The sequence below is a fragment of the Streptomyces sp. NPDC044003 genome (assembly GCF_056435185.1).
Genome location: NZ_JBWKFA010000008.1, coordinates 414,766 through 437,856, shown reverse-complemented (window position 1 = coordinate 437,856; position 23,091 = coordinate 414,766). Strand labels below are relative to the sequence as shown.

General features: G+C 73.2%; 20 protein-coding genes and 2 pseudogenes. 8 read left to right on the top strand and 14 right to left on the bottom strand.

All coding sequences use genetic code 11. The annotated features are described in order from the left end of the window. Positions 1 to 19: 19 nt before the first annotated feature. Both AC07AW_RS30160 and AC07AW_RS30155 read right to left on the bottom strand, forming a co-directional pair. Positions 20 to 826: a DNA-formamidopyrimidine glycosylase family protein gene (locus tag AC07AW_RS30160; RefSeq protein WP_478818598.1), complete on the bottom strand. Its 807-nt coding sequence runs from the start codon at positions 824 to 826 to the stop codon at positions 20 to 22. A gap of 45 nt (positions 827 to 871) precedes the next feature. After that, complete coding sequence (locus AC07AW_RS30155; RefSeq protein ID WP_478818597.1) at positions 872 to 5,521, bottom strand: Lhr family ATP-dependent helicase; 4,650 nt, start codon at positions 5,519 to 5,521, stop codon at positions 872 to 874. A gap of 91 nt (positions 5,522 to 5,612) precedes the next feature. Here AC07AW_RS30155 and AC07AW_RS30150 point away from each other — a divergent pair, with 91 nt between their 5' ends. From AC07AW_RS30150 to AC07AW_RS30140, 3 genes are all read left to right on the top strand, one after another. Continuing rightward, positions 5,613 to 6,464, top strand: coding sequence for an AraC family transcriptional regulator (locus AC07AW_RS30150; protein WP_478818596.1), 852 nt, complete (start codon positions 5,613 to 5,615; stop codon positions 6,462 to 6,464). A gap of 190 nt (positions 6,465 to 6,654) precedes the next feature. Further along, on the top strand, positions 6,655 to 7,395 hold the full coding sequence (locus AC07AW_RS30145; RefSeq protein ID WP_478818595.1) for an AzlC family ABC transporter permease: 741 nt from the start codon (positions 6,655 to 6,657) through the stop codon (positions 7,393 to 7,395). Further along, positions 7,392 to 7,700, top strand: coding sequence for an AzlD domain-containing protein (locus tag AC07AW_RS30140; RefSeq protein ID WP_478818594.1), 309 nt, complete (start codon positions 7,392 to 7,394; stop codon positions 7,698 to 7,700). Before AC07AW_RS30145 ends, AC07AW_RS30140 begins: the two co-directional genes overlap by 4 nt. Positions 7,701 to 7,829: 129 nt before the next feature. Here the strand turns inward: AC07AW_RS30140 and AC07AW_RS30135 are convergent, their stop codons facing one another. Then, positions 7,830 to 8,762 carry a hypothetical protein gene (locus tag AC07AW_RS30135; protein ID WP_478818593.1) on the bottom strand — a complete coding sequence of 311 codons (933 nt, stop codon included), beginning with the start codon at positions 8,760 to 8,762 and terminating at the stop codon, positions 7,830 to 7,832. Positions 8,763 to 8,841: 79 nt separating this feature from the next. On the opposite strand from AC07AW_RS30135, the gene AC07AW_RS30130 reads away from it, so the two are divergent. Continuing rightward, the gene (locus AC07AW_RS30130; protein ID WP_478818592.1) at positions 8,842 to 9,036 is read left to right on the top strand and encodes a DUF3046 domain-containing protein; all 195 of its coding nucleotides are present in this window, start codon (positions 8,842 to 8,844) and stop codon (positions 9,034 to 9,036) included. 268 nt (positions 9,037 to 9,304) lie between these two features. Further along, positions 9,305 to 10,420, top strand: a complete 1,116-nt coding sequence (locus AC07AW_RS30125; protein ID WP_478818627.1) for an AI-2E family transporter — start codon at positions 9,305 to 9,307, stop codon at positions 10,418 to 10,420. Positions 10,421 to 10,444: 24 nt separating this feature from the next. Here AC07AW_RS30125 and AC07AW_RS30120 read toward each other — a convergent pair whose 3' ends face one another. The 4 genes from AC07AW_RS30120 to AC07AW_RS30105 all read right to left on the bottom strand — a co-directional run bounded on the left by AC07AW_RS30120 (position 10,445) and on the right by AC07AW_RS30105 (position 14,582). Continuing rightward, positions 10,445 to 11,224 (bottom strand): cytochrome d ubiquinol oxidase subunit II, encoded by a 780-nt coding sequence (locus AC07AW_RS30120; protein WP_478818591.1) that lies wholly within the window; start codon positions 11,222 to 11,224, stop codon positions 10,445 to 10,447. 37 nt (positions 11,225 to 11,261) lie between these two features. Then, the gene (locus AC07AW_RS30115) at positions 11,262 to 12,557 is read right to left on the bottom strand and encodes a cytochrome ubiquinol oxidase subunit I (protein WP_478818590.1); all 1,296 of its coding nucleotides are present in this window, start codon (positions 12,555 to 12,557) and stop codon (positions 11,262 to 11,264) included. A 133-nt stretch (positions 12,558 to 12,690) separates the two neighbouring features. Further along, on the bottom strand, positions 12,691 to 13,359 hold the full coding sequence (locus AC07AW_RS30110; protein WP_478818589.1) for a response regulator: 669 nt from the start codon (positions 13,357 to 13,359) through the stop codon (positions 12,691 to 12,693). Continuing rightward, entirely contained in the window at positions 13,356 to 14,582 is a 1,227-nt protein-coding gene (locus AC07AW_RS30105; protein WP_478818588.1) for a sensor histidine kinase, read from the bottom strand. Before AC07AW_RS30105 ends, AC07AW_RS30110 begins: the two co-directional genes overlap by 4 nt. A 111-nt stretch (positions 14,583 to 14,693) precedes the next feature. Between AC07AW_RS30105 and AC07AW_RS30100 the strand changes: the two genes are divergently transcribed. The 3 genes and pseudogenes from AC07AW_RS30100 to recX form a co-directional block, all read left to right on the top strand. Then, positions 14,694 to 15,479, top strand: coding sequence for an SGNH/GDSL hydrolase family protein (locus tag AC07AW_RS30100; protein ID WP_478818626.1), 786 nt, complete (start codon positions 14,694 to 14,696; stop codon positions 15,477 to 15,479). Between the two features lie 164 nt (positions 15,480 to 15,643). After that, positions 15,644 to 16,603 (top strand): annotated as a pseudogene (gene recA, locus AC07AW_RS30095) (recombinase RecA); the annotation flags it as partial. Positions 16,604 to 16,691: 88 nt separating this feature from the next. Next, positions 16,692 to 17,384: pseudogene (recX, locus tag AC07AW_RS30090) on the top strand (recombination regulator RecX); the annotation flags it as partial. Positions 17,385 to 17,493: 109 nt separating this feature from the next. Here recX and AC07AW_RS30085 read toward each other — a convergent pair. The 7 genes from AC07AW_RS30085 to AC07AW_RS30055 form a co-directional block, all read right to left on the bottom strand. Continuing rightward, positions 17,494 to 17,901 carry a rhodanese-like domain-containing protein gene (locus tag AC07AW_RS30085; RefSeq protein WP_189804722.1) on the bottom strand — a complete coding sequence of 136 codons (408 nt, stop codon included), beginning with the start codon at positions 17,899 to 17,901 and terminating at the stop codon, positions 17,494 to 17,496. Then, positions 17,898 to 18,437, bottom strand: coding sequence for a cupin domain-containing protein (locus tag AC07AW_RS30080; protein ID WP_478818587.1), 540 nt, complete (start codon positions 18,435 to 18,437; stop codon positions 17,898 to 17,900). The genes AC07AW_RS30085 and AC07AW_RS30080 overlap by 4 nt, the downstream gene beginning before the upstream one ends. 94 nt (positions 18,438 to 18,531) lie before the next feature. After that, a complete protein-coding gene (locus AC07AW_RS30075; RefSeq protein WP_310851512.1) occupies positions 18,532 to 18,603 on the bottom strand; it encodes a putative leader peptide in 72 nt (23 codons plus the stop codon). A gap of 47 nt (positions 18,604 to 18,650) precedes the next feature. Then, positions 18,651 to 20,393, bottom strand: coding sequence for an FAD-dependent monooxygenase (locus AC07AW_RS30070; RefSeq protein ID WP_478818586.1), 1,743 nt, complete (start codon positions 20,391 to 20,393; stop codon positions 18,651 to 18,653). A 192-nt stretch (positions 20,394 to 20,585) separates the two neighbouring features. Continuing rightward, a complete protein-coding gene (locus AC07AW_RS30065; RefSeq protein WP_478818585.1) occupies positions 20,586 to 21,476 on the bottom strand; it encodes an amino acid ABC transporter permease in 891 nt (296 codons plus the stop codon). Next, entirely contained in the window at positions 21,473 to 22,147 is a 675-nt protein-coding gene (locus AC07AW_RS30060; protein ID WP_478818584.1) for an amino acid ABC transporter permease, read from the bottom strand. Before AC07AW_RS30060 ends, AC07AW_RS30065 begins: the two co-directional genes overlap by 4 nt. Positions 22,148 to 22,262: 115 nt before the next feature. Further along, positions 22,263 to 23,084, bottom strand: a complete 822-nt coding sequence (locus AC07AW_RS30055; protein ID WP_478818583.1) for a glutamate ABC transporter substrate-binding protein — start codon at positions 23,082 to 23,084, stop codon at positions 22,263 to 22,265. Positions 23,085 to 23,091: the final 7 nt, after the last annotated feature.

Below are 23,091 nucleotides of genomic sequence, written 5' to 3'. Positions count from 1 at the left end.
GACCGGATCTGACGGATCGTCAATTGTCGGGGTGGTGGTTTCCGTCGGGGCCCCGCTGGCAGCCCGGACACCAGTACGTGACCCGGTCGCCGAGCTCCGCCTTGCGGATCGCGGCGCCGCAGCGGAGACAGGGGCGGCCCTCGCGGCCGTAGACGTACAGCGGGGTGCCGGGGCGGCGGGTGGTCGTGGTGCGCCGGTCGGGACGGTCCTTGTTCGCGTCCAGGAGGCGGTGGGCCGTGGCGACCAGACGGGCCGGGATCTCCGGGGCGAGCTCGCCGATCGGGAGCCAGGGGGTGACGGCGGCGAGGAAGGCCAGCTCCGACTTGTACACATTGCCGATGCCGGCCAGGTTGCGCTGGTCGAGGAGGGCGTCGCCGAGGGGGCGTGCCGGGTCGGCGGCGAGCCGCCGTACGGCCTCTTCGGCGTCCCAGTCCGGGCCCAGGAGGTCCGGGCCGAGATGGCCCACGGCGTGGGACTCCTCGGCGGTACGGATGAGCTCCAGGACCGGGAGGCGGTAGCCGTACGCGGTGGACTCGGCGTTCCCGAGGATCGCCCGGATCTGGTGCTCGGGGCCGCCGCGCGGGCGCTCCCCGGTGGCGTACACACGCCAGGCGCCGTCCATCCGCAGATGCGAGTGGAGGGTGAGCCCGCCCTCGATGCGGGCGAGCAGGTGCTTGCCGCGCGGGGTGACGTCGAGGAGCGTGCGGCCGGTGAGGTCGGCGGTCGCGAACCGGGGCACGCGGAGGTCCGCCCGGGTCAGGACCTGGCCGGCGAGCGCGGTGTGCAGGCGGTGGGCGGTCTGCCAGACGGTGTCTCCTTCGGGCATGGGGCCATTGTGGGGCCCGCTGTGGGCGGGTGGGCACCACGGGGGTCACGGGCGGAGGCGGAGGCCTCTCGGGGTGGCCAGGAAGCCGGCCGACTCCAGGGGGCGGGCCAGGGGGGACGTCAGGGACGTCGTGCCGTTGACGCGCTCCACCGTGACCGTGCCCAGCGTGCCCGCCTTGGCCGATGCCGCCAGGGCCTCCGACGCCGCCCTGAGGGCCGGGTCGTCCGGGTCCGTCGGCCAGGACAGGAGCGTCTTGCCGCCACGCTCCATGTAGAGCGTGAGCTCGCCGTCGACCAGGACCACCATCGCGCCCGCCTTGCGGCCCGGCTTGTGTCCGGCGCCCGTCGGCGGCTCGGGCCAGGGGAGGGCCGCGCCGTAGGCGTTCGCCGGGTCGGCCGCCGCCAGGACCAGGGCGCGCGGGCCCGCCGCCGCCTCGGCGCCGCGGTCGCGGGCCGTCGCGGCCGCCCGCAGCCGGTCCACCGCCCCGTCCATGGCGAACTGGGCCGCGCCGAGACCCTCCACGACATAGCCGCGCCGGGCCTGCCCGCTGTCCTCGAACGCGGCAAGGATCCGGTACGTGGCCGAGAAACCGCCCTCCACGCCCTCGGCGGCCACCGCGCCCCGGGTGACCACACCGTGCCGGTCCAGGAGCGTGCGGGCCAGGGCGTGCGCCCGGTGGGTCGGCTCCGGCTCGATCGGGGGCAGCATCGACCAGCGGCCCGAGACCGTGGGCGGGCCCGTGCGGGACGCCGGGCGGGCGGCGGCGGTCAGTGTCCCGTACCGCCCGCGCGGGACCGTGCGCCGTGCGCGGTGGGCGGTGGACCCGGCCGTGCGGCCCGAACCGAGGAGTGCGCGCAGCGGAGCCAGGGTGTCGTTGGTGAGCCGGCCCGACCAGGCCAGGTCCCAGAGGGCGTCGGCGAGCTGCGGATCGGTGGCGTCCGGATGGGTGGTGGCCCGGATCTGGTCGGCGATCTGCCGGAAGAACAGGCCGTACCCGCCGGAGAGGGCCGTGAGCAGCGACTCGTGGAGCGCGGAGAGCTCCAAGGGGTGCGCCGGCGGGAGGAGCAGCGGGGCCGCGTCCGCCAGGTAGAGGGAGACCCAGCCGTCCTTGCCCGGCAGCGAGCCCGCGCCCGCCCAGACGACCTCGCCCGTGGTCGTCAGCTCGTCGAGGAGCGCCGGGGAGTAGTCCCTCACCCGGGACGGCAGGATCAGCTTCTCCAGGGCCGAGGCCGGGACCGGGGCGCCCTGGAGCTGCTCGATCGCCCGCGCGAGACCGTCGATGCCGCGCAGGCTGCTGCCGCCCAGGTGCTGCCACTGCGGCAGGAAGGTGGCGAGGGCCGCCGGGGGCACCGGCTCCAGCTCGTGGCGCAGGGCCGCCAGGGAGCGGCGCCGCAGCCGCCGCAGGACGGTCGCGTCGCACCACTCCTGGCCGATGCCCGAGGGATGGAATTCGCCCTGGACCACTCTGCCCGAGGCCGCCAGGCGCTGGAGGGCGCCGTCGGTGACGGCCGCGCCGAGGCCGAAGCGGGCGGCGGCCTGGGAGGACGTGAACGGGCCGTGCGTGCGCGCGTACCGCGCGAGCAGGTCGCCCAGCGGGTCCTTGACCGGCTCGGTGAAGGCCTCGGGCACGCCGACCGGCAGGGCCGTGCCCAGGGCGTCCCGGAGCCGGCCCGCGTCCTCGATCGCCGCCCAGTGGTCCCGGCCGCCGACCCGCACCCGGATCGCGCGGCGGGCCGCTCCGAGCTCGGGCGCCCAGGCCGCCTCGGCGCCGCGCTCGGCCAGCTCCGTGTCCGTCAGCGGGCCCAGGACGCGCAGCAGGTCGGCGACGCCCTCCACGTCCTTGATCCGGCGGTCCTCCGTCAGCCACTGGAGCTCCCGCTCCAGCTCCGTCAGGACCTCGGGGTCGAGCAGCTCCCGCAGCTCCGCCTGGCCGAGGAGCTCCGCGAGCAGCCGCGAGTCCAGGGAGAGCGCGGCCGCCCGCCGCTCGGCGAGCGGGGAGTCACCCTCGTACAGGAACTGCGCCACGTACCCGAAGAGCAGCGAGCGGGCGAAGGGGGAGGGCTCGGGGGTGGTGACCTCGACGAGGCGGACGCGCCGGGACTCGATGTCCCCCATCAGTTCTTCGAGGCCCGGGAGGTCGAAGACGTCCTGGAGGCACTCGCGGACGGCTTCCAGGACGATCGGGAACGAACCGAACTCGCTCGCCACCTGGAGCAGCTGGGCCGCGCGCTGCCGCTGCTGCCACAGCGGGGTGCGCTTGCCCGGGTTGCGCTTGGGCAGCAGCAGGGCGCGGGCGGCGCACTCGCGGAAGCGGGAGGCGAACAGCGCGGAGCCGCCCACCTGGTCGGTGACGATCTGCCCGATCTCGCCCTTGTCGAAGAGGGCGTCCGCCGCGCCGACGGGCGCCTTGTCCGCGTCGTACGTCGTGTCCAGGTGCCGGCCCGGGTCGACCGGCTCGTGGTCGAGGAGGTCGAGGCCCATGTCCAGGCCCATCAGGTCGGCGTCCGGCAGGCGCAGCACGATGCCGTCGTCCGCGTGCATCACCTGCGCGTCCATGCCGTACCGCTCGGCGAGCCGCGCGCCGAGGGCCAGCGCCCACGGGGCGTGCACCTGCGCCCCGAACGGGGAGTGGATGACGACCCGCCAGTCCCCGAGCTCGTCGCGGAAGCGCTCGACCAGGATCGTCCGGTCGTCCGGCACGTGGCCGCAGGCCTCGCGCTGCTCCTTGAGGTACGCCAGGACGTTCTCCGCGGCCCAGGCGTCCAGGCCCGCGGCGAGCAGTCGCAGGCGCGCGTCCTCGTCCGCGAGGGCGCCGACCTCGCGGAGGAACGCGCCCACCGCCCGCCCCAGTTCGAGCGGGCGGCCCAGCTGGTCGCCCTTCCAGAACGGCAGCCGGCCCGGCACTCCGGGCGCGGGGGAGACGAGCACCCGGTCCCGCGTGATGTCCTCGATCCGCCAGGAGGTGGTGCCGAGCGTGAAGACGTCGCCGACCCGCGACTCGTACACCATCTCCTCGTCGAGCTCGCCGACCCGGCCCCCGCCCTTCTTGGGGTCCGAGCCCGCCAGGAAGACGCCGAACAGGCCGCGGTCCGGAATCGTGCCGCCCGAGGTGACGGCGAGCCGCTGAGCGCCCGGCCGTCCCGTCACCGTCCCGGCGACCCGGTCCCACACCACGCGCGGGCGGAGCTCGGCGAAGGCGTCCGAGGGGTAGCGGCCGGCCAGCATGTCCAGTACGCCGGTGAACGCCGACTCCGGCAGCGCCGAGAACGGGGCCGCGCGGCGCACCACCGCGAGCAGATCGTCCACCTGCCAGGTGTCGAGCGCGACCATCGCGACCAGCTGCTGCGCGAGGACGTCCAGCGGGTTGGCCGGGATCCGCATGGACTCGATCGCGCCGGACCGCATCCGCTCGGTGACCACGGCCGCCTGCACCAGGTCGCCCCGGTACTTCGGGAACACCACGCCCGTGGAGACCGCTCCCACCTGGTGGCCCGCCCGGCCCACGCGCTGGAGTCCGGAGGCCACCGACGGCGGCGACTCGACCTGGACGACCAGGTCCACCGCGCCCATGTCGATGCCCAGCTCCAGGCTGGAGGTGGCCACCACGGCGGGCAGCCGGCCCGCCTTCAGGTCCTCCTCCACCTGGGCGCGCTGCTCCTTCGACACCGAACCGTGGTGGGCGCGGGCGAGCAGCGGCGGGGCGCCCTGCGCCGCTCCCGACTGGGCCATGACCTGGGCCGGAGGAGCCCCCTCGGGGAGCGGCTCGCCGGTCGCCCGCTCGTACGCGATCTCGTTCAGCCGGTTGCACAGGCGCTCGGCGAGCCGGCGGGAGTTCGCGAAGACGATCGTGGAGCGGTGGGACTGGACCAGGTCGGCGATCCGCTCCTCGACGTGCGGCCAGATCGACGGCTTGTCCCCGCCGTCCTTGCCCTCGGAGGCGGGGGAGCCGCCCAGCTCGCCCATGTCCTCGACGGGAACGACGACCGAGAGGTCGAACTCCTTGCCCGACCGCGGCTGCACGATCTCCACCGCGCGCCCCGGGGAGAGGTAGCGGGCCACCTCGTCGACCGGGCGGACCGTGGCCGACAGGCCGATCCGGCGCGCCGGCCGGGGCAGCAGCTCGTCGAGCCGCTCCAGGGAGAGGGCCAGGTGCGCGCCCCGCTTCGTGCCCGCGACCGCGTGGACCTCGTCCAGGATGACCGTCTCCACACCCGACAGGGCCTCGCGCGTGGCGGAGGTCAGCATCAGGAACAGGGACTCGGGGGTGGTGATCAGGATGTCCGGCGGCCGGGTCGCGAGCGCCCGGCGCTCGGCCGCCGGGGTGTCCCCGGACCGGATCCCGACCCGGATGTCCGGCTCCTGCAGGCCGAGCCGCACCGACTCCTGGCGGATGCCGGTCAGCGGCGAGCGCAGGTTCCGCTCGACGTCCACGGCGAGGGCCTTCAGCGGCGACACGTACAGCACACGGCAGCGCTTCTTCGCCTCGGCCGGCGGCGGAGAGGCCGCCAGACGGTCCAGGGAGGCGAGGAAGGCCGCCAGGGTCTTGCCCGAGCCGGTCGGCGCGACGACGAGCACGTCGGAGCCCGCCCCGATGGCGGTCCAGGCGCCCTCCTGCGCCGCCGTGGGCGCGGTGAAGGCCCCGGTGAACCAACCACGGGTCGCGGGGGAGAACGAGTCGAGCGCGGACCTGACCATGCCCCCCATCGTGCACCCGACCACTGACAACCGTCCGGACCTGGGGGAATCCCGGTCGTCGCGGGGCTGCGGCGGGGCGCAGAATGGGGGGATGGCGAGGGACGGCGCGAGCGGGGAGGAGCGGGCACGGTACTGGCGGCCCGCCGAGCTGCCCGGGGTCGACCTGCTGCACGCCCACTACATCCGCAAGGCCTTCGCCCGGCACACCCACGAGAGCTTCGTCTTCGCCGCGATCACCGAGGGAGTCGAGGCCTTCCACTACCGCGACGAGCTCGTCCACGCCGGGCCCGGACAGATCGCGCTCGTCAACCCGGACACCCCGCACACCGGGTACGCGGGCGTGCCCGAAGGCTGGACCTACCGGACGATCTACCCCGACGCGGAGATCGTCCGGTCGATCGCCGCCGACACCCTCGCCCTGCGCGGCGCGGCCGGCTTCACCTCGCCCGTCGTCGACGACCCGTACGCCGCCCGGCTCGTCATCGGCGTCCACCGGGCCGCGGAGGAGGGCAACGCGCTGGCCGCGGACAGCCTCCTGCGCCTGGTCACCGCCCGGATGCTGCGCAGCCACGGCGGTCTCGTCACCCCGCTGCCGCCCCGCTCGGCCGGCGCCCGGAACGCGGCACGCGCGCGTGAGGTCCTGGAGGCCGGGATGGTCGAGCCGCCGACCCTGGAGCGGCTCGCCTCCGACCTCGGCACCAGCCCGTTCGCCCTGCTCCGCGCCTTCCGCGAGGCGTACGGGATGCCTCCGCATACCTGGCTCACCGACGCGCGCGTACGGCGTGCCCGGCAGCTCCTCGACGCGGGGACGCCCCCGGCGGAGGCGGCCGCCGCCGTCGGCTTCACCGACCAGTCGCACCTCAGCCGGCACTTCACCCGCAGCGTGGGGGTGCCGCCGGGTGCGTACCAGCGCGCGCGGGGCGTGGGACGGCAGGCTCCGTAGCCGCCGCGAGAAGGGACGGGAGCGGGGTTCGTGGGCGCCGCGAGAACGGACGGGAGCTGGTTTCGTGGGCGCCGCGAGAACGGACGAGAGCCGGTTTCGTGGGCGCCGCAAGAACGGACGGGAGCGGGCTCCGTAGCCGCCGCAAGAACGTACAAGACCGCGGGCGAACCGCTCCCGTAACGTCCCTGACGTGGCAGAACAGACAGCACCTCCCGTCATACGCGACGGCACCCCGGCCAAACCCGACGCGGCCGTCGTCCGCGACGCGCTCGGCGTCGGCATCGCCGTCGGGCTCTCCGGCTTCGCCTTCGGCGTGACCTCGGCGGGCTCCGGCCTCAGCCTCCTCCAGACCTGCGTCCTCAGCCTGCTCGTCTTCACCGGCGCCTCGCAGTTCGCCCTGGTCGGAGCGCTCGCCGCGGGCGGCAACCCCTTCACGGCCGCCGCCGGCGCCTTCTTCCTGGGCACCCGCAACGCCTTCTACGGGCTGCGGCTCTCCCGGCTCCTCGCCCTGCCGAAGGCCGTCAGGCCCTTCGCCGCGCACTGGGTGATCGACGAGACCACGGCCGTCGCACTCGCCCAGCCGTCCCGCCGGGCCACGCGGATCGGCTTCACCGTCACCGGCCTCACCCTGTACGTGCTGTGGAACCTGACCACGCTCCTCGGGGCGCTTGGTGCCGAGGCGATCGGCGACACCGCGGCCTGGGGGCTCGACGCCGCCGGACCCGCCGTCTTCCTGGCACTGCTCGCCCCCATGCTGAAGTCCGCCACGGAGCGCGCCACCGCCGGGATCGCCGTCCTGCTCGGCCTCGGGCTGCTGCCCGTGCTGCCCGCCGGCGTCCCGGTCCTCGCCGCCGCCCTCGCCGCCCCCGTCGTGCTCTGGGCCCGGGGCCGGCGCACGGCCCCCACCGGACGAGAGAAGGACTCCCGATGAACGTCTGGATCGCGATCGCCCTCACCGCCGCCGGGTGCTACCTCGTCAAGCTGATCGGCCTGCTCGTGCCCGCCGGAACGCTGGAACGCCCGCTCGTCCAGCGGCTCGCCGCCCTGCTCCCCGTCGCGCTGCTCGCCGCGCTCACCGCCCAGCAGACCTTCAGCACGGGCGGCGACCTCGTCCTGGACGCCCGGGCCGCCGGGCTCGGAGCGGCCGCCGTCGCGCTCGTCCTGCGCGCACCGTTCCTGGTCGTGGTGGGCGCCGCCGTCGCCGTCACCGCGGGGGTGCGGGCCCTGGGCTGGTGACGGAGGGACGGACGGACCCGGGCACGAGGCGTACGGGCCGGGGACGGCCCGTACGGGCCCGTAAAGAGCCGGTTCGGGTTCCGTGCGGAGCCCGTACCGAACCGGCGCAGTCACCAGCCCCGGTGTGCCTCAGTCGATCGCGCGGCCGTGTGCGCGGAGGGTGCGCAGCGCCTCGACGGTGACGATCGGGCGCCACTCCAGGGCCGAGCCGGGCGCCCAGGCGCGCCGGCGGATCGGCCAGCCGCCGTCCTCCTCCTGCTCGGTTTCGAGCCGGTCGAGGGAGCGGGCCATCTCCTGCTCCGTGAACCAGCGCGCGGCCAGCGAGTCCGGCACGCGCGCGTAGTCGTGCGGGTAGTGGTGCTCGCCGGGCGCGTACCCGTCGTCCGTCACCGGGGGGTCCTCCGGCCGGTCGGGGTCCAGGACGGCGAGTCCCTGCTCGCGGACGAGCCGGCCGAGCTTGGCGGCGGCCGCCTCCGCGCGCGGGCGGTCGGGGGCCGAGTCCAGGAAGGCGACGGCCGCCTGGATCTCGTACGGATGGGACTTCTCGAGCGACTCCACGGCCGACCAGCAGAACTCGGTGGCCCGGAACAGCCACGCGTGCCACACCTGGTTGCGGTGCAGCACGCCGACCACCGGGCCGGTCGAGAGCAGGGCGCTCGGCGGGAAGTCGACGACCGGGACGAAGGGCGCCGAGGGGTAGTGGCGCTGGGACGGGTGGATCGCCGGGAGCGCGCCGTCGTGCGTGGACACCTCCGTGAGGTAGCGGCAGATCCGCTCCACGCGCAGTCCGCCGCAGCGGCCGATGGAGTCCAGGACCCGCAGCCCGTGCGCGGTGTGCAGGGGCTGGCTCACCGGGCCGCGCAGATCGGGTTCGAGCGCGTGTCCGTAGCCGCCGTCCTCGTTGAGGTACGCCATGAGGGCCGTCTCGACGTGGTCCGGGCCACCACGCAGGAAGTGGTAGGCGAACCGGTGCTGTTCGAGGACGCGGGCCGTCAGCCAGATGAAACGCTCGGCGCGCGTCAGGGGAGTCGAGGGCGGGGAGGAGAGGGGATTTTCGGCCATGCTCCGACCGTAGGGCGGAAAAGCGCGGTGACAAGGTCTGCGGAGCGGGCTGCACTCTTGGGAGCGGGATACTGGGGTCATGCGGTTGACGATTTTCTGGGAAAGGATGGCCGACCACTTCGGTGCGGCCTACGCGGAGTCCTTCGCGAGCGATCATGTGATGGCCGAGCTCGGGGGCCGGACGGTACGCGAGGCGCTGGACGCCGGCTGGGAGGCGAAGGACGTGTGGCGTGCCGTCTGCGCGGCCGTCGGCGTACCGGCCGACAAGCGATGACCGGAAAGCGAACCGCGGGGTGACTGGCGGGGATGTGCGGGGTCCCGGGTGGAATGTCCGTGCGGTGCGCGAGACTGGCGGGGTGGCCCCGACTGACGACTCCGAGAAGACCGAACCGAACGATGTGCCCGACGTACTCGATGTGACCGACGGCACGGCTTCCCCGGCGCCCGCCGTGGCGCAGGCCGCCGCTCCGGCAGCCGTGCCGTCGGATGCGCCGGCCCAGCCGTCGGAGGCCGTGGCCGGCCCGGCCGCCGCGCCCGCGCGGATGCCGCGCTGGCTGCCCCGCGCGCTCGTGCTCGCCCTCGCGCTCTACGCCGTCTTCCAACTGGGCAACTGGGCCTTCCACCAGCTCGTCGGCCTCCTCGTCAACATCCTGCTCGCCTTCTTCCTCGCCCTCGCCATCGAGCCGGCGGTCGGACGCATGGCGGCGCGCGGGATGCGCCGGGGCCTCGCCACCTTCCTCGTCTTCTTCGCCGTCACGATCTTCGGCGTCGGCTTCGTCGTCCTCCTCGGCTCGATGCTGGCCGGCCAGATCGTGGACATGGTCGAGAACTTCCCGAAGTACCTCGACTCGCTGATCAACTGGATCAACCAGAACTTCCACACGGACCTCTCGCGCGTCGAGGTCCAGGACAGCGTGCTGAGCTCCGACTGGCTGCAGAAGTACGTGCAGAACAGCGCGTCCGGCGTCCTCGACGTGTCCGCCACCGTCCTCGGCGGACTCTTCCGGCTCCTCACGATCTTCCTGTTCTCGTTCTACTTCGCGGCCGACGGGCCCCGGCTGCGGCGCGCGCTCTGCTCCGTGCTGCCGCCGGCCCGCCAGACCGAGGTCCTGCGCGCGTGGGAGATCGCCGTCGACAAGACCGGCGGCTACCTCTACTCGCGCGGCCTGATGGCCCTGATCTCGGGCATCGCGCACTTCGTGCTCTTCGAGATCCTGGGCGTGCCGTACGCTCCGGCGCTCGCCGTCTGGGTCGGCCTCGTCTCGCAGTTCATCCCGACCATCGGCACCTATCTGGCCGGCGCCCTGCCGATGCTGATCGCCTTCACCGTCAACCCCTGGTACGCGCTGTGGGTGCTCGGCTTCGTCGTGATCTACCAGCAGTTCGAGAACTACGTGCTCCAGCCGAAGCTCACCTCCAAGACCGTGGACATCCACCCGGCGGTGGCCTTCGGCTCGGTCATCGCGGGCACGGCGCTGCTCGGTGCCGTCGGCGCGCTGATCGCCATTCCGGCCGTCGCCACCCTCCAGGCCTTCCTCGGCGCGTACGTGAAGCGGTACGACGTGACCGACGACCCGCGCGTCCACGGCCACCGGAGATACGGCGAGGCGGTCGTCGCCCGGCTCCAGAAGGCGCTGCACCACAAGAAGGAGTCCTGAGCCGCCGGGATTCGGCACCTGGGTTCAGAGGTACGAAGGGGCCGTCACCCGGTGCCGGAAGGCGTGCCAGATCCATGCCTGGACGGTCACGAGCAGCGGGGTGACGACAAGCAGGACCGGCACCAGCAGGCCGAGCGTGGCGGGGGAGGCCGTCCGCCCGGCCAGCGGCAGCGCGGTGCCCGCCCAGAGCGGCAGCCCGGCCAGCAGGACGCCGGTGAGCGCGAAGGACTGCCAGGGGCGCCCGGAGCGTCCGACGAGCCGCCGGGCCCGCTCGTAGGGCACGCCCGTGAGGCGCAGCGCGGCGAATCCGAGCCCGTGCGCGGCGAACAGCGCGGCCACCGCGAGCGCGGTGAGCAGCGCCGTGGGACCCGTCGCCGGGGCGTACGGGTGCCCGGTCAGCAGGGCCGCGAGCAGCCACCCCCAGGAGAGCGCGACGGTCCAGCTGCCGCACGCGACGGCGGCGTCGCAGCCCGCGCGCCAGCGGGGCCCGGGGCCCCGGCCGCGCGACCAGAGCCCCGCGTCCCGGAGGATCCAGCCGGCCAGCAGGGCCACGAGGACCGGGAACTGGCCACTCAGAAGCTCCCCTTCCAAGGCGGGGAAGCAGCCGATGAGGACACCGGCGGCGGCGACCAGCCAGACCTCGTTGCCCAGGAAGAACGGGGCGAAGGAGGCGATGACGAGGCGCCGCTCGTGGTCGTTCCAGCCGAGCCAGGGGGCGAGCATGCCGGTGCCGATGTCCGCCCCGGCGAGGACGAACCAGCCCACGGCGAAGAGGGCGAGCAGGGCGATGGCCAGGGTCTCCACGGGGGCTCCTCGGGCTTTCCTCGGTGGTTCGGGCTGTTCAGTAGCGGGGAGCGGGCAGTGAGTCCGCCGGGTCTTCCCCCGTGCCTGCGGGGGCTGGGCGCTCGTCGTGGCCGAGGCCGGATTCGACGGGGCCGCGGCGGGCGTGCCGGGCGAGGAGCCAGGCGTTGAGGAGGGCGAGCAGGACGAAGACCGTGGTGAAGACGGTGAGGGAGAGGCGCATGGTGCCGGGGGAGAGGTCCGAGACGGCGTCCTCCGTTTTGAGGAGCCCGTAGACCACCCAGGGCTGCCGTCCCGCCTCCCGGAAGACCCAGCCGGCGATCATGGCGAGATACGGCAGCGGTACGGCCGCCATCAGCACAAGGTGCCAGAGCCGGAACCTGAGGACGACCTTCTTGAAGCAGGCCAGGATCACCCCGGCGAAGCACAGGTACATCATCAGCGCGAAGCTGATCAGCATCACCAGACCGCCGCCCCGGGTCCACGCCTCCGAGGGCACGTAGTCGCCCGGCCCGAAGCGGTCCGTCATCTCCGCCTGGATCCGCGCGATCTCGGCCGTCTTCCCGCCGAAGACGGCCGACTTCATGGGCTGGAAGGTGGTGAGGGCGCCGAACTGCAGCCCGCCGAAGACGGCCGCGGCCATCAGCGCGGGCGCCGACAGGAAGACCCCGATGCGCAGGCTGCGGCCGAAGAACTCCCACTCCGGGGTGCGCCGGAAGAGGTGGTACGCACTCACCCCGGCCATGAAGAACCCGGCGGTCAGCAGCGCGCCCGCCAGGACGTGCCCGAAGGCGAGCAGCGCGGAGGGGTTGGTGAGGACGGCGACCGGGTCGTCGAGGACCAGCTCGCCGCCCTCGGAGCCGTATCCCACGGGGTGGTTGAGGAAGCCGTTGGAGACGAGGATCCAGTATGCCGAGAGGTAGGCGGTCAGGACGACGATCCAGATCGCGGCCAGGTGGGCCCAGCGGTTGAGCCGGTTCCAGCCGAAGATCCACAGGCCGAGGAAGGTCGACTCGACGAAGAACGCCACGATCGTCTCGACGGCGAGCGAGGCCCCGAGGACATTGCCCGCCTCGTGGGTGAGCCCGCTCCACGCCATGCCGAACTGGAACTCCATCACGAGCCCGGTGACGATCCCGACCGCGTAGTTGATCACGTACAGCTGGCCCCAGAACCGCACCATGCGCGCGTGCAGCGGATTCCGGCTGAACGTCGCCCTGGTCTGGAGCACGGCGACGACGGTCGCGAGCCCCAGGGTGAGGGCGACGAAGAGGAAGTGTCCGCCCGCGGTGAGAGCGAACTGCAGCCGCGCGAGATCGAGTACGTCCTGATTCACCCGCTCAGCGTGGGCGTACGGTCAGGGGCCCGGCGTCACCCCGGGGTGGACACCGGCCGTACCCCGGCGGTTGCGCCGCCCCACGCGCGCGTACCCCCTGAGTTGTGCCGGTGGAGTTCCGTCCCCTAGGGCCTCAGGCCAGCCAGCCGGGGGTGATCATCCCGGACTCGTACGCCAGGATCACCAGTTGCGCCCGGTCGCGCACGGCCAGCTTGGTCATGATGCGGCTGACGTGGGTCTTGGCGGTGGCGGGGGAGAGGACGAGCCGGCCGGCGATCTCGTCGTTGGAGAGCCCGGCGCCCACCAGGCCGAGCACCTCGCGCTCCCGCTCGGTGAGGGCGTTCAGCCGGGGACTCGGATCCGGCTGCCGGCCCGCGAGGCCGGCGAACTCGGCGATCAGACGGCGGGTCACGGCCGGGGAGATCAGGGCGTCGCCGCGCGCCACGACCCGTACCGCGTGCAGCAGTTCCATCGGCTCGGTGTCCTTGACGAGGAAGCCCGAGGCACCGGCGCGCAGCGCCCCGTACACGTGGTCGTCCGCGTCGAACGTGGTCAGGATGACCACCCGCACCCCTTCGAGCCGCGCGTCGCCGGTGACGCGGCGGGTGGCCTCCAGACCGTCGAGCACCGGCATCCGGATGTCCATCAGGACGACGTCCGGCCGCAGTTCGCGGGCGAGCGCGACCGCCTGCTCCCCGTCCCCGGCCTCTCCGACGACCTCGATGTCCTCCTCGTCGGAGAGGATCGACCGGAAGCCGGCCCGGACCAGGGTCTGGTCGTCGGCGAGCACGACACGGATCATCGGGGGTCCCTCTCGACGGTGGGAGGTGCGGCGGGTGTGGTCAGGGGGAGCCGGGCGTCCACCAGGAAGCCGTCGCCGTCGTTCCGGGCGGTCAGCTCCCCGCCGAACGCGCGGGCCCGCTCCGTCATGCCCCGGATGCCGCTGCCCGGCGGCCGGCCCTCCGGCGCGCCCCCGCCGTCGTCCGCGATTCGCAGCCGCACCGCGTCGGCACCCCAGTCCAGGGTGATCGACACGGTCCTCGCGCCCGCGTGGCGGGTGACGTTCGTCAGGGACTCCTGCACGATCCGGTACGCGGCGAGGTCGACGGGCGGCGGCAGCGGTACGGGCGTGCCCGTGGTGTGCGTACGGACGTCGAGGCCGGCGCTCCGGGCGCGCGCGGCGAGGTCGCCGAGGAGCGCCAGACCGGAGGACGGCGTGGTCGGCGTGGACTCGTCGGCCCGGCGCAGCACCCCGAGGGTCGCCCGCAGCTCGCGCAGCGCGTCCTTGCTGGTCGCCTTCACCGCCTCCAGGGCCTCGGTGGCGGTGACGAGCGCCGACTCGGGGGCCGGCTTCTTGCCGAGCCGGTGGAGCGCCGCACCGGACTGGACGTTGATCAGCGAGATGCTGTGCCCGAGCACGTCGTGCACCTCGCGGGCGATCCGCAGCCGCTCCTCGGTGGCGGACTGCCGGGCGCGGGCCTCCTGCTCCCGCTCGGCGGCGAGCGCCCGCTGCTCCACCTCGTGGAGGTAGGCGATCCGGGTGCGCTGGGCCCGGCCCACGGCGACCAGGCTGATCAGCCAGCCGGCCAGCATGGCGAGCGAGGTGTCGTCGATCTGCCGGTGTCCGGGCTGCTGCCGGATCTCGCCGAAGCCGACCGCGAGCAGCGTGACGGCCGCGAGCGCGACGGCGGCGGCGAAGCGGCCCTCGGCGGCGGTCGTGTACAGCGCGAGGGCGAAGGCGATCATGAGCGGGCCGTCCTGGGCGGACAGCGGGTAGTAGACGACGCAGGCGATCAGCGTGGCCACGGCCACGGCGACCGGCTGCCGCCGCCGGAAGTACAGCGCTCCGCAGCCGGCCAGGATCAGCGCCCAGCCGAGCACCGTGCGGAGCGCGGGCTCGCTCGTGTACTGCGCCGAGACGACCGTCCAGACCGTCACCACGAGCAGGACGACTCCTGCCACGAGGGCGTCTGCGGCCCTGGGCGACAGACGGCCGCCGCCGGGGGCGCGGTGGGGGAGGGACATGGGTCGAAGGATAGGCGGGAGGGCGGTCCGAGACCCTGGTGGCCGAGTTTGCTAGTAAAAAAAGTGACTAGCATGGAGAGTGGTGTGCAGGTGGTCGAGGAAGGCGGGTCCATGTCGGACGGCACGTTTCTGCGGTACGTCGCCCTGGGGGACAGTCAGACGGAAGGGCTCGGTGACGGTGACGACACCGTCGGGCTGCGCGGATGGGCGGACCGGCTCGCGGAGTCGCTCGCCCGCGAGCGGCCCGACGTGCTCTACGCCAACCTGGCGGTACGGGGCCGTCTCGCCGGCCAGGTCCGCACCGAGCAGCTCGCCCCCGCCCTCGCGCTCCGGCCCGACCTCGCCACGGTCGTCGCCGGCGTCAACGACCTGCTGCGCCCCCGCTTCGACCCGGACGTGACGGCCGGGCACCTGGAGGCGATGTTCGCCGCGCTGACCGGGCAGGGTGCGCGCGTCGCGACCCTCACCTTCCCCGACGTCGGCCGGATCACCCCGCTCGCCCGCCCGCTCGGCCCCCGCGTCGAGGCCCTCAACGAGCGGATCCGCGCGGCCGGGCGCCGGCACGGTGTCACCGTCGTCGAGACCTCCCACCATCCCGTCGTCACCGACCCCCGGCTGTGGAGCCCCGACCGGCTGCACGCCGGCCCGATCGGCCACGCGCGCATAGCCGCCGCCGTCGCCCACGCGCTCGCGCTGCCCGGCTCCGACGACTCCTGGACCCGTCCGCTGCCCCCGCAGGCCGTCCCCACAGGTCTGGGCGCGGTGGCCGCCGAGCTCCGCTGGGCCGGGTCCTTCCTCGGTCCCTGGATCGGCCGACGCCTGCGCGGCCGCTCGTCCGGCGACGAGCGCCGCGCCAAGCGGCCCGAACTGCTGCCGGTGACGGCCGGTCCCCAGTAGGTTCTTCCGGCATCCGACGGCCGCGTGGCGCGCTTGACACTAAAATCGAACATCCATTCTCATGGAAGCCCGACCCTTGGAATCACGGGCTTGTCGCCGAGTTGTCCACAGGTCGGAGGGGACGCCGGGGCCCATTGTCAGTGGCAGGGGTTAGCGTCTTTCACATGAAGCGATCGACTCAAGCAAACCGGGTGGAACCCATGGCAGGAACCGACCGCGAGAAGGCGCTCGACGCCGCGCTCGCACAGATTGAACGCCAATTCGGCAAGGGCGCCGTGATGCGCATGGGCGACCGCACCCAGGAGCCGATCGAGGTGATCTCCACCGGATCGACCGCCCTCGACGTCGCCCTCGGCGTCGGCGGCCTGCCGCGCGGCCGGGTCGTGGAGATCTACGGACCGGAATCCTCCGGTAAGACGACCCTGACCCTGCACGCCGTGGCCAACGCCCAGAAGGCCGGCGGCCAGGTGGCCTTCGTGGACGCCGAGCACGCCCTCGACCCCGAGTACGCCAAGAAGCTCGGCGTCGACATCGACAACCTCATCCTGTCCCAGCCGGACAACGGCGAGCAGGCCCTCGAGATCGTCGACATGCTGGTCCGCTCCGGCGCCCTCGACCTCATCGTCATCGACTCCGTCGCCGCGCTTGTCCCGCGTGCGGAGATCGAGGGCGAGATGGGTGACTCGCACGTGGGTCTCCAGGCCCGCCTGATGAGCCAGGCGCTCCGGAAGATCACCAGCGCGCTCAACCAGTCCAAGACCACCGCGATCTTCATCAACCAGCTCCGCGAGAAGATCGGCGTGATGTTCGGCTCGCCGGAGACCACGACCGGTGGCCGCGCCCTGAAGTTCTACGCCTCGGTGCGCCTCGACATCCGCCGCATCGAGACCCTCAAGGACGGCACGGAGGCGGTCGGCAACCGCACCCGCGTCAAGGTCGTCAAGAACAAGGTCGCGCCGCCCTTCAAGCAGGCCGAGTTCGACATCCTCTACGGCCAGGGCATCAGCCGCGAGGGCGGCCTGATCGACATGGGCGTGGAGCACGGCTTCGTCCGCAAGGCCGGTGCCTGGTACACCTACGAGGGCGACCAGCTCGGCCAGGGCAAGGAGAACGCCCGCAACTTCCTGAAGGACAACCCCGACCTCGCCAACGAGATCGAGAAGAAGATCAAGGAGAAGCTCGGCGTCGGCGTCCGGCCCGAGGCTCCGTCGGCCGAGCCGGGTGCGGACGCGGCGGGCGCCGCCGACGCGGCCGGTGCGGACGACGCCAAGAGCGTCCCGGCTCCCGCGAGCAAGACCGCGAAGGCGACCAAGGCCACCGCGGTCAAGAGCTGAACCGGTGACCGGGCGCACCGAATGGCCGGGTGACAGCTCCGACTCGTCGAGGGCCGAGAAGGAGCTGTCACCCCAGGATCCGGCTGAGCGGGCGCGCGCGATCTGCCTGCGCCTGCTCACCGGAAGCCCCCGCACGCGCAAGCAGCTCGCCGACGCGCTGCGCAAGCGGGAGATCCCCGACGAGGTGGCGGAGGAGGTCCTCTCCCGCTTCGAGGACGTCGGTCTCATCGACGACGCCGCCTTCGCGGGGGCCTGGGTGGAGTCCCGCCACCACGGCCGGGGCCTCGCCCGCCGGGCGCTCGCCCGGGAGCTGCGCACCAAGGGCGTCGAGCCGACCCTCATCCAGGAGGCGGTGGACCAGCTCGACTCCGAGCGGGAGGAGGCCACGGCGCGTGAGCTCGTGGACCGCAAGCTGCGCGCCACCCGCGGCCTCGACCGCGACCGGCGCCTGAGACGGCTCGCGGGCATGCTCGCCCGCAAGGGATACCCCGAGGGCATGGCCCTCCGCGTCGTCCGCCAGGCCCTGGAGGCCGAGGGCGAGGACACGGAGGGGCTGGACGAGTCCTTCTGACACGGGCCCTTCCGGGACGGGTCTCGCTGGGACGTGCCCTTTTCAGACGAGTCCTTCTGACACGGGGGGACAGAAGGACTCGTCCGGTTGTGGGCCGTGGGGCGTTCCGTCAGGTGCGGGTGGCCGGGAGGAGGACCGGGAGGCCGGCGGCCTTCCAGGCCTGGAAGCCGCCGATGAGGTCCGTCGCCCGGTGCAGGCCCAGGCGGCGCAGGGACTCGGCCGCGAGGGAGGAGGCGTAGCCCTCGTTACAGAGGACGACCACCCGCAGGTCGTGGCTGTCGGCCTCCGCCGCGCGGTGGCTGCCCAGGGGGTCGAGCCGCCACTCCAGTTCGTTGCGCTCCACGATCAGCGCGCCCGGGATCAGACCGTCCCGTTCGCGCAGGGCGGCGTAGCGCGTGTCCACCAGGAGCGCGTCACCCGCCTCGTACGCCTCGTAGGCGGCCCGGGGCTCGATCCGGTCGAGCCCCGACCTGACCCGCTCCAGGAGCTCGTCGATGCCCACCCGCTCCTCGCTCACTGCCAGTCCTCCGGACGCTCGACCTGCTCAAGACGGAGCACCGCGCCCGTCCGGCTGAACCGCCGGATCAGCGGCAGCGGCGGATAGTAGGCGTGCACCGACACCGCGTGGGTGTCCGTGGACTCGTTCAGCACCTCGTGCACATGGTGGCGGCCGAACGCCCGGCCGGTGCCCTCCGAGAGGCGCCGGGAGCGGTCGAGGCCGTCGGCCAGTTCCAGGGTCTTCCAGCCGCTCGCCGGCAGCCGGACCGCGAGCGCGTTCTCGGTCAGCGTCCCGCGCGCGGTCGCGAAGGCGCCCAGCGACTCGGCGTGGTCGTGCCAGCCGGTGCCGGTGCCGGGCGGCCAGCCGATGAGCCAGGCCTCGCTGCCGCCGGGGCCGTCGAGCCTTACCCAGGTACGGCCCTCGGGGTCGAGCGGCAGGGAGTCGACGAGTTCCTTGTCGGCCGCCGTACGACGGACGAAGTCGAGGAGTTCCGCCGACGTCGGGGACGGGGCGGGGGAGAAGGCAGGGGGATGAGAGGTGACGTGTCGGGGCACGGGTGACCGTCCTGAGGTTCGCGAAGAGCGCGCGACGGCACAGGGCACACCGAGATGGGTCGGTGGCGGGGCGCGCGCGGGGAAAGGGGCGAGATCAGCAGGACGGGCGACACACGCAGCCCGCATAGCGGAGGAGGTCCATATGGACCCTCCGCCACAGGCGCACATCGGTGTCGGTCACGCTCCGGAGTACACCATGCGCGCCTGCGTGAATCAATGCATGTCCGCCGTGCGGTCGCTCGACACGGACACTTCGGGGGACTCCTCCGACTCCTCCGACTCCTCCGACTCCTTCGACTTCTCCGACGCCGACTTCTCCGACGCCGACTCCTCCGCCTCGGCCTCCTCGGTGGCCGAGCCGCCGCGGGCCGCGTCTGCCGCCGCGTACAGCTCCTCCGGGCGGACCCCGGAGAAGGCGGCGACCAGGTGCCCGTCGGGCCGTACGAGCAGGACGGCGTGGGCGGGAGCGCCCGGGTAGGCCTCCGTGACCAGGACCTCGGCCTTCACCGGAAGCGCCTGGACCGCCTCTTCGAGCCGGGGCATCACCCCCGCGGTGCGCCAGTGGCGCCGGTCCCACACCCCGGTGCCGGGGGCGACCAGGAGGACCAGGAGGCGGCCCTGGCCGAGCCGGTCCCGGAGCCGCACGGTCGTGCCGTCGGGGGCGGTCACGCGGACGTCCTCGACCGGAGCGCCCGGCGGGGTGCCGACGGGCGTCTGCCCCTCGGTGTACGGGGGCGCGAGGGGGGAGTGGGGGTACGCCGGGGGCGCGCCGAGCGGGCCGCGCCCCACGTGACCGTCGGTCAGCAGGGCGTCGTGGCCGCGCGAGGCGCCCGGGAGATACGTCCGCAGGCCCCCGCCGCCGCGCAGGACGGGCAGCGACTGGTCCGCCGCGCGCAGCCGGGTCGCGACAGCCGTCCGCCGCTCGCTCTGGTAGCTGTCGAGCAGCCGCTCCGAGCCGCCGTGGTGCCAGGCGTGGGCGAGCTTCCACGCGAGGTTGTCCACGTCCCGCAGCCCCTCGTCGAGGCCCTGGGTGCCGACCGCGCCGAGCAGGTGCGCCGCGTCCCCGGCGAGGAGGACCCGGTCCACCCGCCAGCGGCGGGCGAGCCGGTGGTGCAGGGTGTGGACGCCGGTGTCGATGAGTTCGTACGGGGGTGTCGTGCCCTCGCACCAGCCGGCCAGGGTCTCGCGGATCCGGGCGACCAGCGCGTCCGGGGTGACCAGGTCGCCGCGGGGCGGCAGCAGCCAGTCGATCCGCCACACCCCGTCGGGCAGCGGACGGGCGGTGATCTCCTCGCCGGCGCCGCGCCACGGGGGCTGACGGTGCAACAGGGCCTCGCCGGGCCAGGGGAGTTCGGTGCGCAGCGCGGCGACGGCGTGCCGCTCCACCGCCGTGCGGCCGGGGAAGCGGATCCCGAGCAGCTTGCGTACGGTCGAGCGGGCCCCGTCGCAGCCGACGAGATGGCTGCCGCGCCACCAGGTGCCCTCCGGGCCGCGGGTGTGGGCGACGACCCCGTCCCGGTCCTGCTCGATGGTGTCGAGCCGGGACTCGGTGACGATCCGGATCAGCTTCTGCCGGGAGATGGCGTCGCGCAGTCCGCGGGCCAGGGCGTGCTGGGGGATGTGCAGCGGGGCGGCCGGGGAGGCGGGTGCGTCGGGGTCCTCGGACCACTCCTCCGTACCGCCGAGCCCCAGGTCGAGGGTGAGCCGGCGCACCTCCTGGCGGCGGCGCATCCCCCGCCAGCCGATCCAGCGGACGCCCTCGTCACGGAGGGTCGTGCAGCCGAGCCGCTCGACCATCGCGGCCATGTCGGCGCGCAGGACGACGCTGCGCGCGGGGCGGGGCTCCTCCTTGCCGGCGCCCTCGTCGAGGACGACGCTGGGCACGCCCTGCGCGGCGAGCGCGAGGGAGAGCGCGAGGCCGACCGGCCCAGCGCCCACGATGATCACCGGGTCCACGGCGCGGCTCCTGTAGGCCGGACGGTCATGGGGGCAGCACAGCTGAGTGTGGCACGAGCCCGGTGGTTGATCACAGACCGTATGCAACCCACTGAGGGTGCTTGCGTCAAGCGACGGGGTGGGCGCGGTGCGGCTGACCTGAAGTCAGTACCGCTCCGGCCCACCCCTGTTGTCCCACGGACCCCTGCGGGGTCAGGCGCCGCTGACGGCTTCCGACTTCACGTCGGTGGCTCCGGCCTGGGCCGGGAGGGCCACCGAGGGGGTCTTCCTGCCCCGGCGCAGCCGCTTCTCCAACCGGCCCGCGAGGGTGGTCAGGGCGAAGTTCAGGGCGATGTAGAGCAGCGCGATGACCGTGAGGGTGGCGATCGTGTTGGCGCCGTAGTTGGCCGTGATCTGCCGGTTCTGGCTGAGGAGCTCCGCGAAGCCGAGCAGGGCGCCGCCGAGCGCGGTGTCCTTGACGATGACGACCAGCTGGCTGACCAGGGCGGGCAGCATGACGGTCACGGCCTGCGGCAGCAGGACGTACAGCATGGTCTGGCCCTTGCGCATGCCGAGCGCGACGGCCGCGTCGCCCTGGCCCCGGGGCAGGGAGAGCACGCCGGCCCGGACGACCTCGGCGATCACCGAGGCGTTGTAGAGCACCAGGCCGGTGACGACCGCGTACAGCGGGCGGAAGTCCGAGCTGACGGTCGTGAACTCCCGGTACGCCTGGTTGGCGAACATCATCAGGAGGAGCACCGGGATGGCGCGGAAGAACTCCACGAGCGCGCCGACCGGCACGCGCACCCAGCGGTGGTCGGAGAGCCGGCCGATGCCGAGGGCCGCGCCCAGCGGCAGGGCGATCACGATGGAGAGCGCGGCGGCCTTGAGGGTCTCGGTGAGGCCGGGCAGCAGATACGTCGTCCAGACCTCGGAGTCGGTGACGAACGGGCTCCACTTGTCCGCGTCCAGCTGGTTCTTGGCGGCGAGGGCGTCGAGCACCCACCAGCCCACCAGTCCGAGGGCCACGAGGAAGACGATCGTGTAGACGATGTTGCGGCGCTTGGCGCGCGGGCCGGGGGTGTCGTACAGGACGGAGCTCATCGCTTCACCGCCAGTCGCTTGGCCGCCCAGCCCAGGATCAGGCCGGTGGGGAGGGTGAGGACGATGAAGCCGAAGGCGAAGATCGCGAAGACGGCGAAGAGCGCGTCGCTCTCGTTCTCGAGCATCGTCTTCATCAGGAGCGAAGCCTCGGCGGCGCCGATCGCGGCCGCCACGGTCGTGTTCTTGGTGAGGGCGATCAGGACGTTGGCGAGCGGGGTCACCGCGGCGCGGAAGGCCTGCGGGAGGACCACGAGCCGGAGGACCTGGGTGAAGCTCAGGCCCAGTGCGCGGGCGGCCTCGGCCTGGCCCGGCGGCACGGTGTTGATGCCCGAGCGCAGCGCCTCGCAGACGAAGGTGCCGGTGTACGCGACGAGTCCGAGGACGGCGAGACGGAAGCCGATGTCCTCGGAGCGGTCGGCGCCGAGCGAGATGAGCAGGGTCTGGTTGAGGCCCAGCAGGCAGGCGACGAGGACGACCGTCAGCGGAGTGTTCCGGACGACGTTCACGTACGCGGTGGCGAAGCCCCGCATCAGCGGGACCGGGCTGACCCGCATGGCGACCAGGGCCGTGCCCCAGATCAGCGAGCCGATCGCCGAGTAGAAGGCGAGCTGCGCCGTCACCCAGAAGGCGCCGAGCAGGTCGTACTGCCCGGAATCAAGAAAGTCGAACACGATGCCCCGCGCTCTCCCCTGGTGGTCGGTCGGTGTGGAGGCCGCCGCGAGGGCGGCGGCCGGTGCCGGTGCGACGGCCGCCCGTGCGCGGGGCGGCCGTCACAGCGGCGGCGGGTTAGTTCTGGATCGCCGGCGCGGGCTCGTACTTGTAGCCCGAGGGGCCGAAGTGCTGCTTGACGAGCTTCTCCCAGGTGCCGTCGGAGACCATCTTCTCCAGCGCCTTGTTGATCTTGCCGCGCAGCTCGTCGTCGCCCTTCTTCAGGCCGATGCCGTAGTTCTCGTCGCTCATCTTCAGGCCGACGAGCTTGAACTTGCCCTGGTGCTCCTTCTGCGAGGCGTAGCCCGCGAGGATCGAGGCGTCCGTGGTCAGGGCGTCGACGGCCTTGTTCTCCAGGCCGGTGAGGCACTCGGAGTAGCCGCCGAGCTGCTGGAGGTCGGCCTTCGGGGCGAGCTTCTCCTTGACGTTCTGCGCGGAGGTCGAGCCGGTGACCGAGCAGAGCTTCTTGGAGTTGAGGTCGTCGACCTTGGTGATCGAGTTGTCGTCGGAGCGGACGAGGAGGTCCTGGTGGGTCAGGAAGTACGGACCCGCGAAGTCGACCTCCTTCTTGCGCTTGTCGTTGATCGAGTAGCTGGCGACGACGAACTTCACGTCACCGTTCTTGATCAGGTTCTCGCGCTCGGCGCTGGGCGACTGCTTCCAGTTGATCTTGTCCTCGGAGTAACCGAGCTCCTTGGCCACGTACTTGGCGACGTCGACGTCGAAACCGGCGTACGTGCCGTCCGGGGTCTTCAGACCGAGGCCCGGCTGGTCGAACTTGATGCCGATGGTGATCTTGTCGCCGTTGCTGCCGGAGTCGGAGCCGCTGCCACAGGCGGTGGCGGTCAGGGCGAGGACGACGGCGGCCGCGGCGGCGGCGGAGACACTGCGAAGCTTCATGGAGAAA

Coding starts and splice junctions, on each gene's coding strand:
- AC07AW_RS30160 (WP_478818598.1), bottom strand. CDS start 826: ATGCCCGAAGGAGACACCGTCTGGCAGACCGCCCACCGCCTGCACACC.
- AC07AW_RS30155 (WP_478818597.1), bottom strand. CDS start 5,521: ATGGTCAGGTCCGCGCTCGACTCGTTCTCCCCCGCGACCCGTGGTTGG.
- AC07AW_RS30150 (WP_478818596.1), top strand. CDS start 5,613: ATGGCGAGGGACGGCGCGAGCGGGGAGGAGCGGGCACGGTACTGGCGG.
- AC07AW_RS30140 (WP_478818594.1), top strand. CDS start 7,392: ATGAACGTCTGGATCGCGATCGCCCTCACCGCCGCCGGGTGCTACCTC.
- AC07AW_RS30135 (WP_478818593.1), bottom strand. CDS start 8,762: ATGGCCGAAAATCCCCTCTCCTCCCCGCCCTCGACTCCCCTGACGCGC.
- AC07AW_RS30130 (WP_478818592.1), top strand. CDS start 8,842: ATGCGGTTGACGATTTTCTGGGAAAGGATGGCCGACCACTTCGGTGCG.
- AC07AW_RS30125 (WP_478818627.1), top strand. CDS start 9,305: ATGCCGCGCTGGCTGCCCCGCGCGCTCGTGCTCGCCCTCGCGCTCTAC.
- AC07AW_RS30110 (WP_478818589.1), bottom strand. CDS start 13,359: ATGATCCGTGTCGTGCTCGCCGACGACCAGACCCTGGTCCGGGCCGGC.
- AC07AW_RS30105 (WP_478818588.1), bottom strand. CDS start 14,582: ATGTCCCTCCCCCACCGCGCCCCCGGCGGCGGCCGTCTGTCGCCCAGG.
- AC07AW_RS30100 (WP_478818626.1), top strand. CDS start 14,694: ATGTCGGACGGCACGTTTCTGCGGTACGTCGCCCTGGGGGACAGTCAG.
- AC07AW_RS30065 (WP_478818585.1), bottom strand. CDS start 21,476: ATGAGCTCCGTCCTGTACGACACCCCCGGCCCGCGCGCCAAGCGCCGC.
- AC07AW_RS30055 (WP_478818583.1), bottom strand. CDS start 23,084: ATGAAGCTTCGCAGTGTCTCCGCCGCCGCCGCGGCCGCCGTCGTCCTC.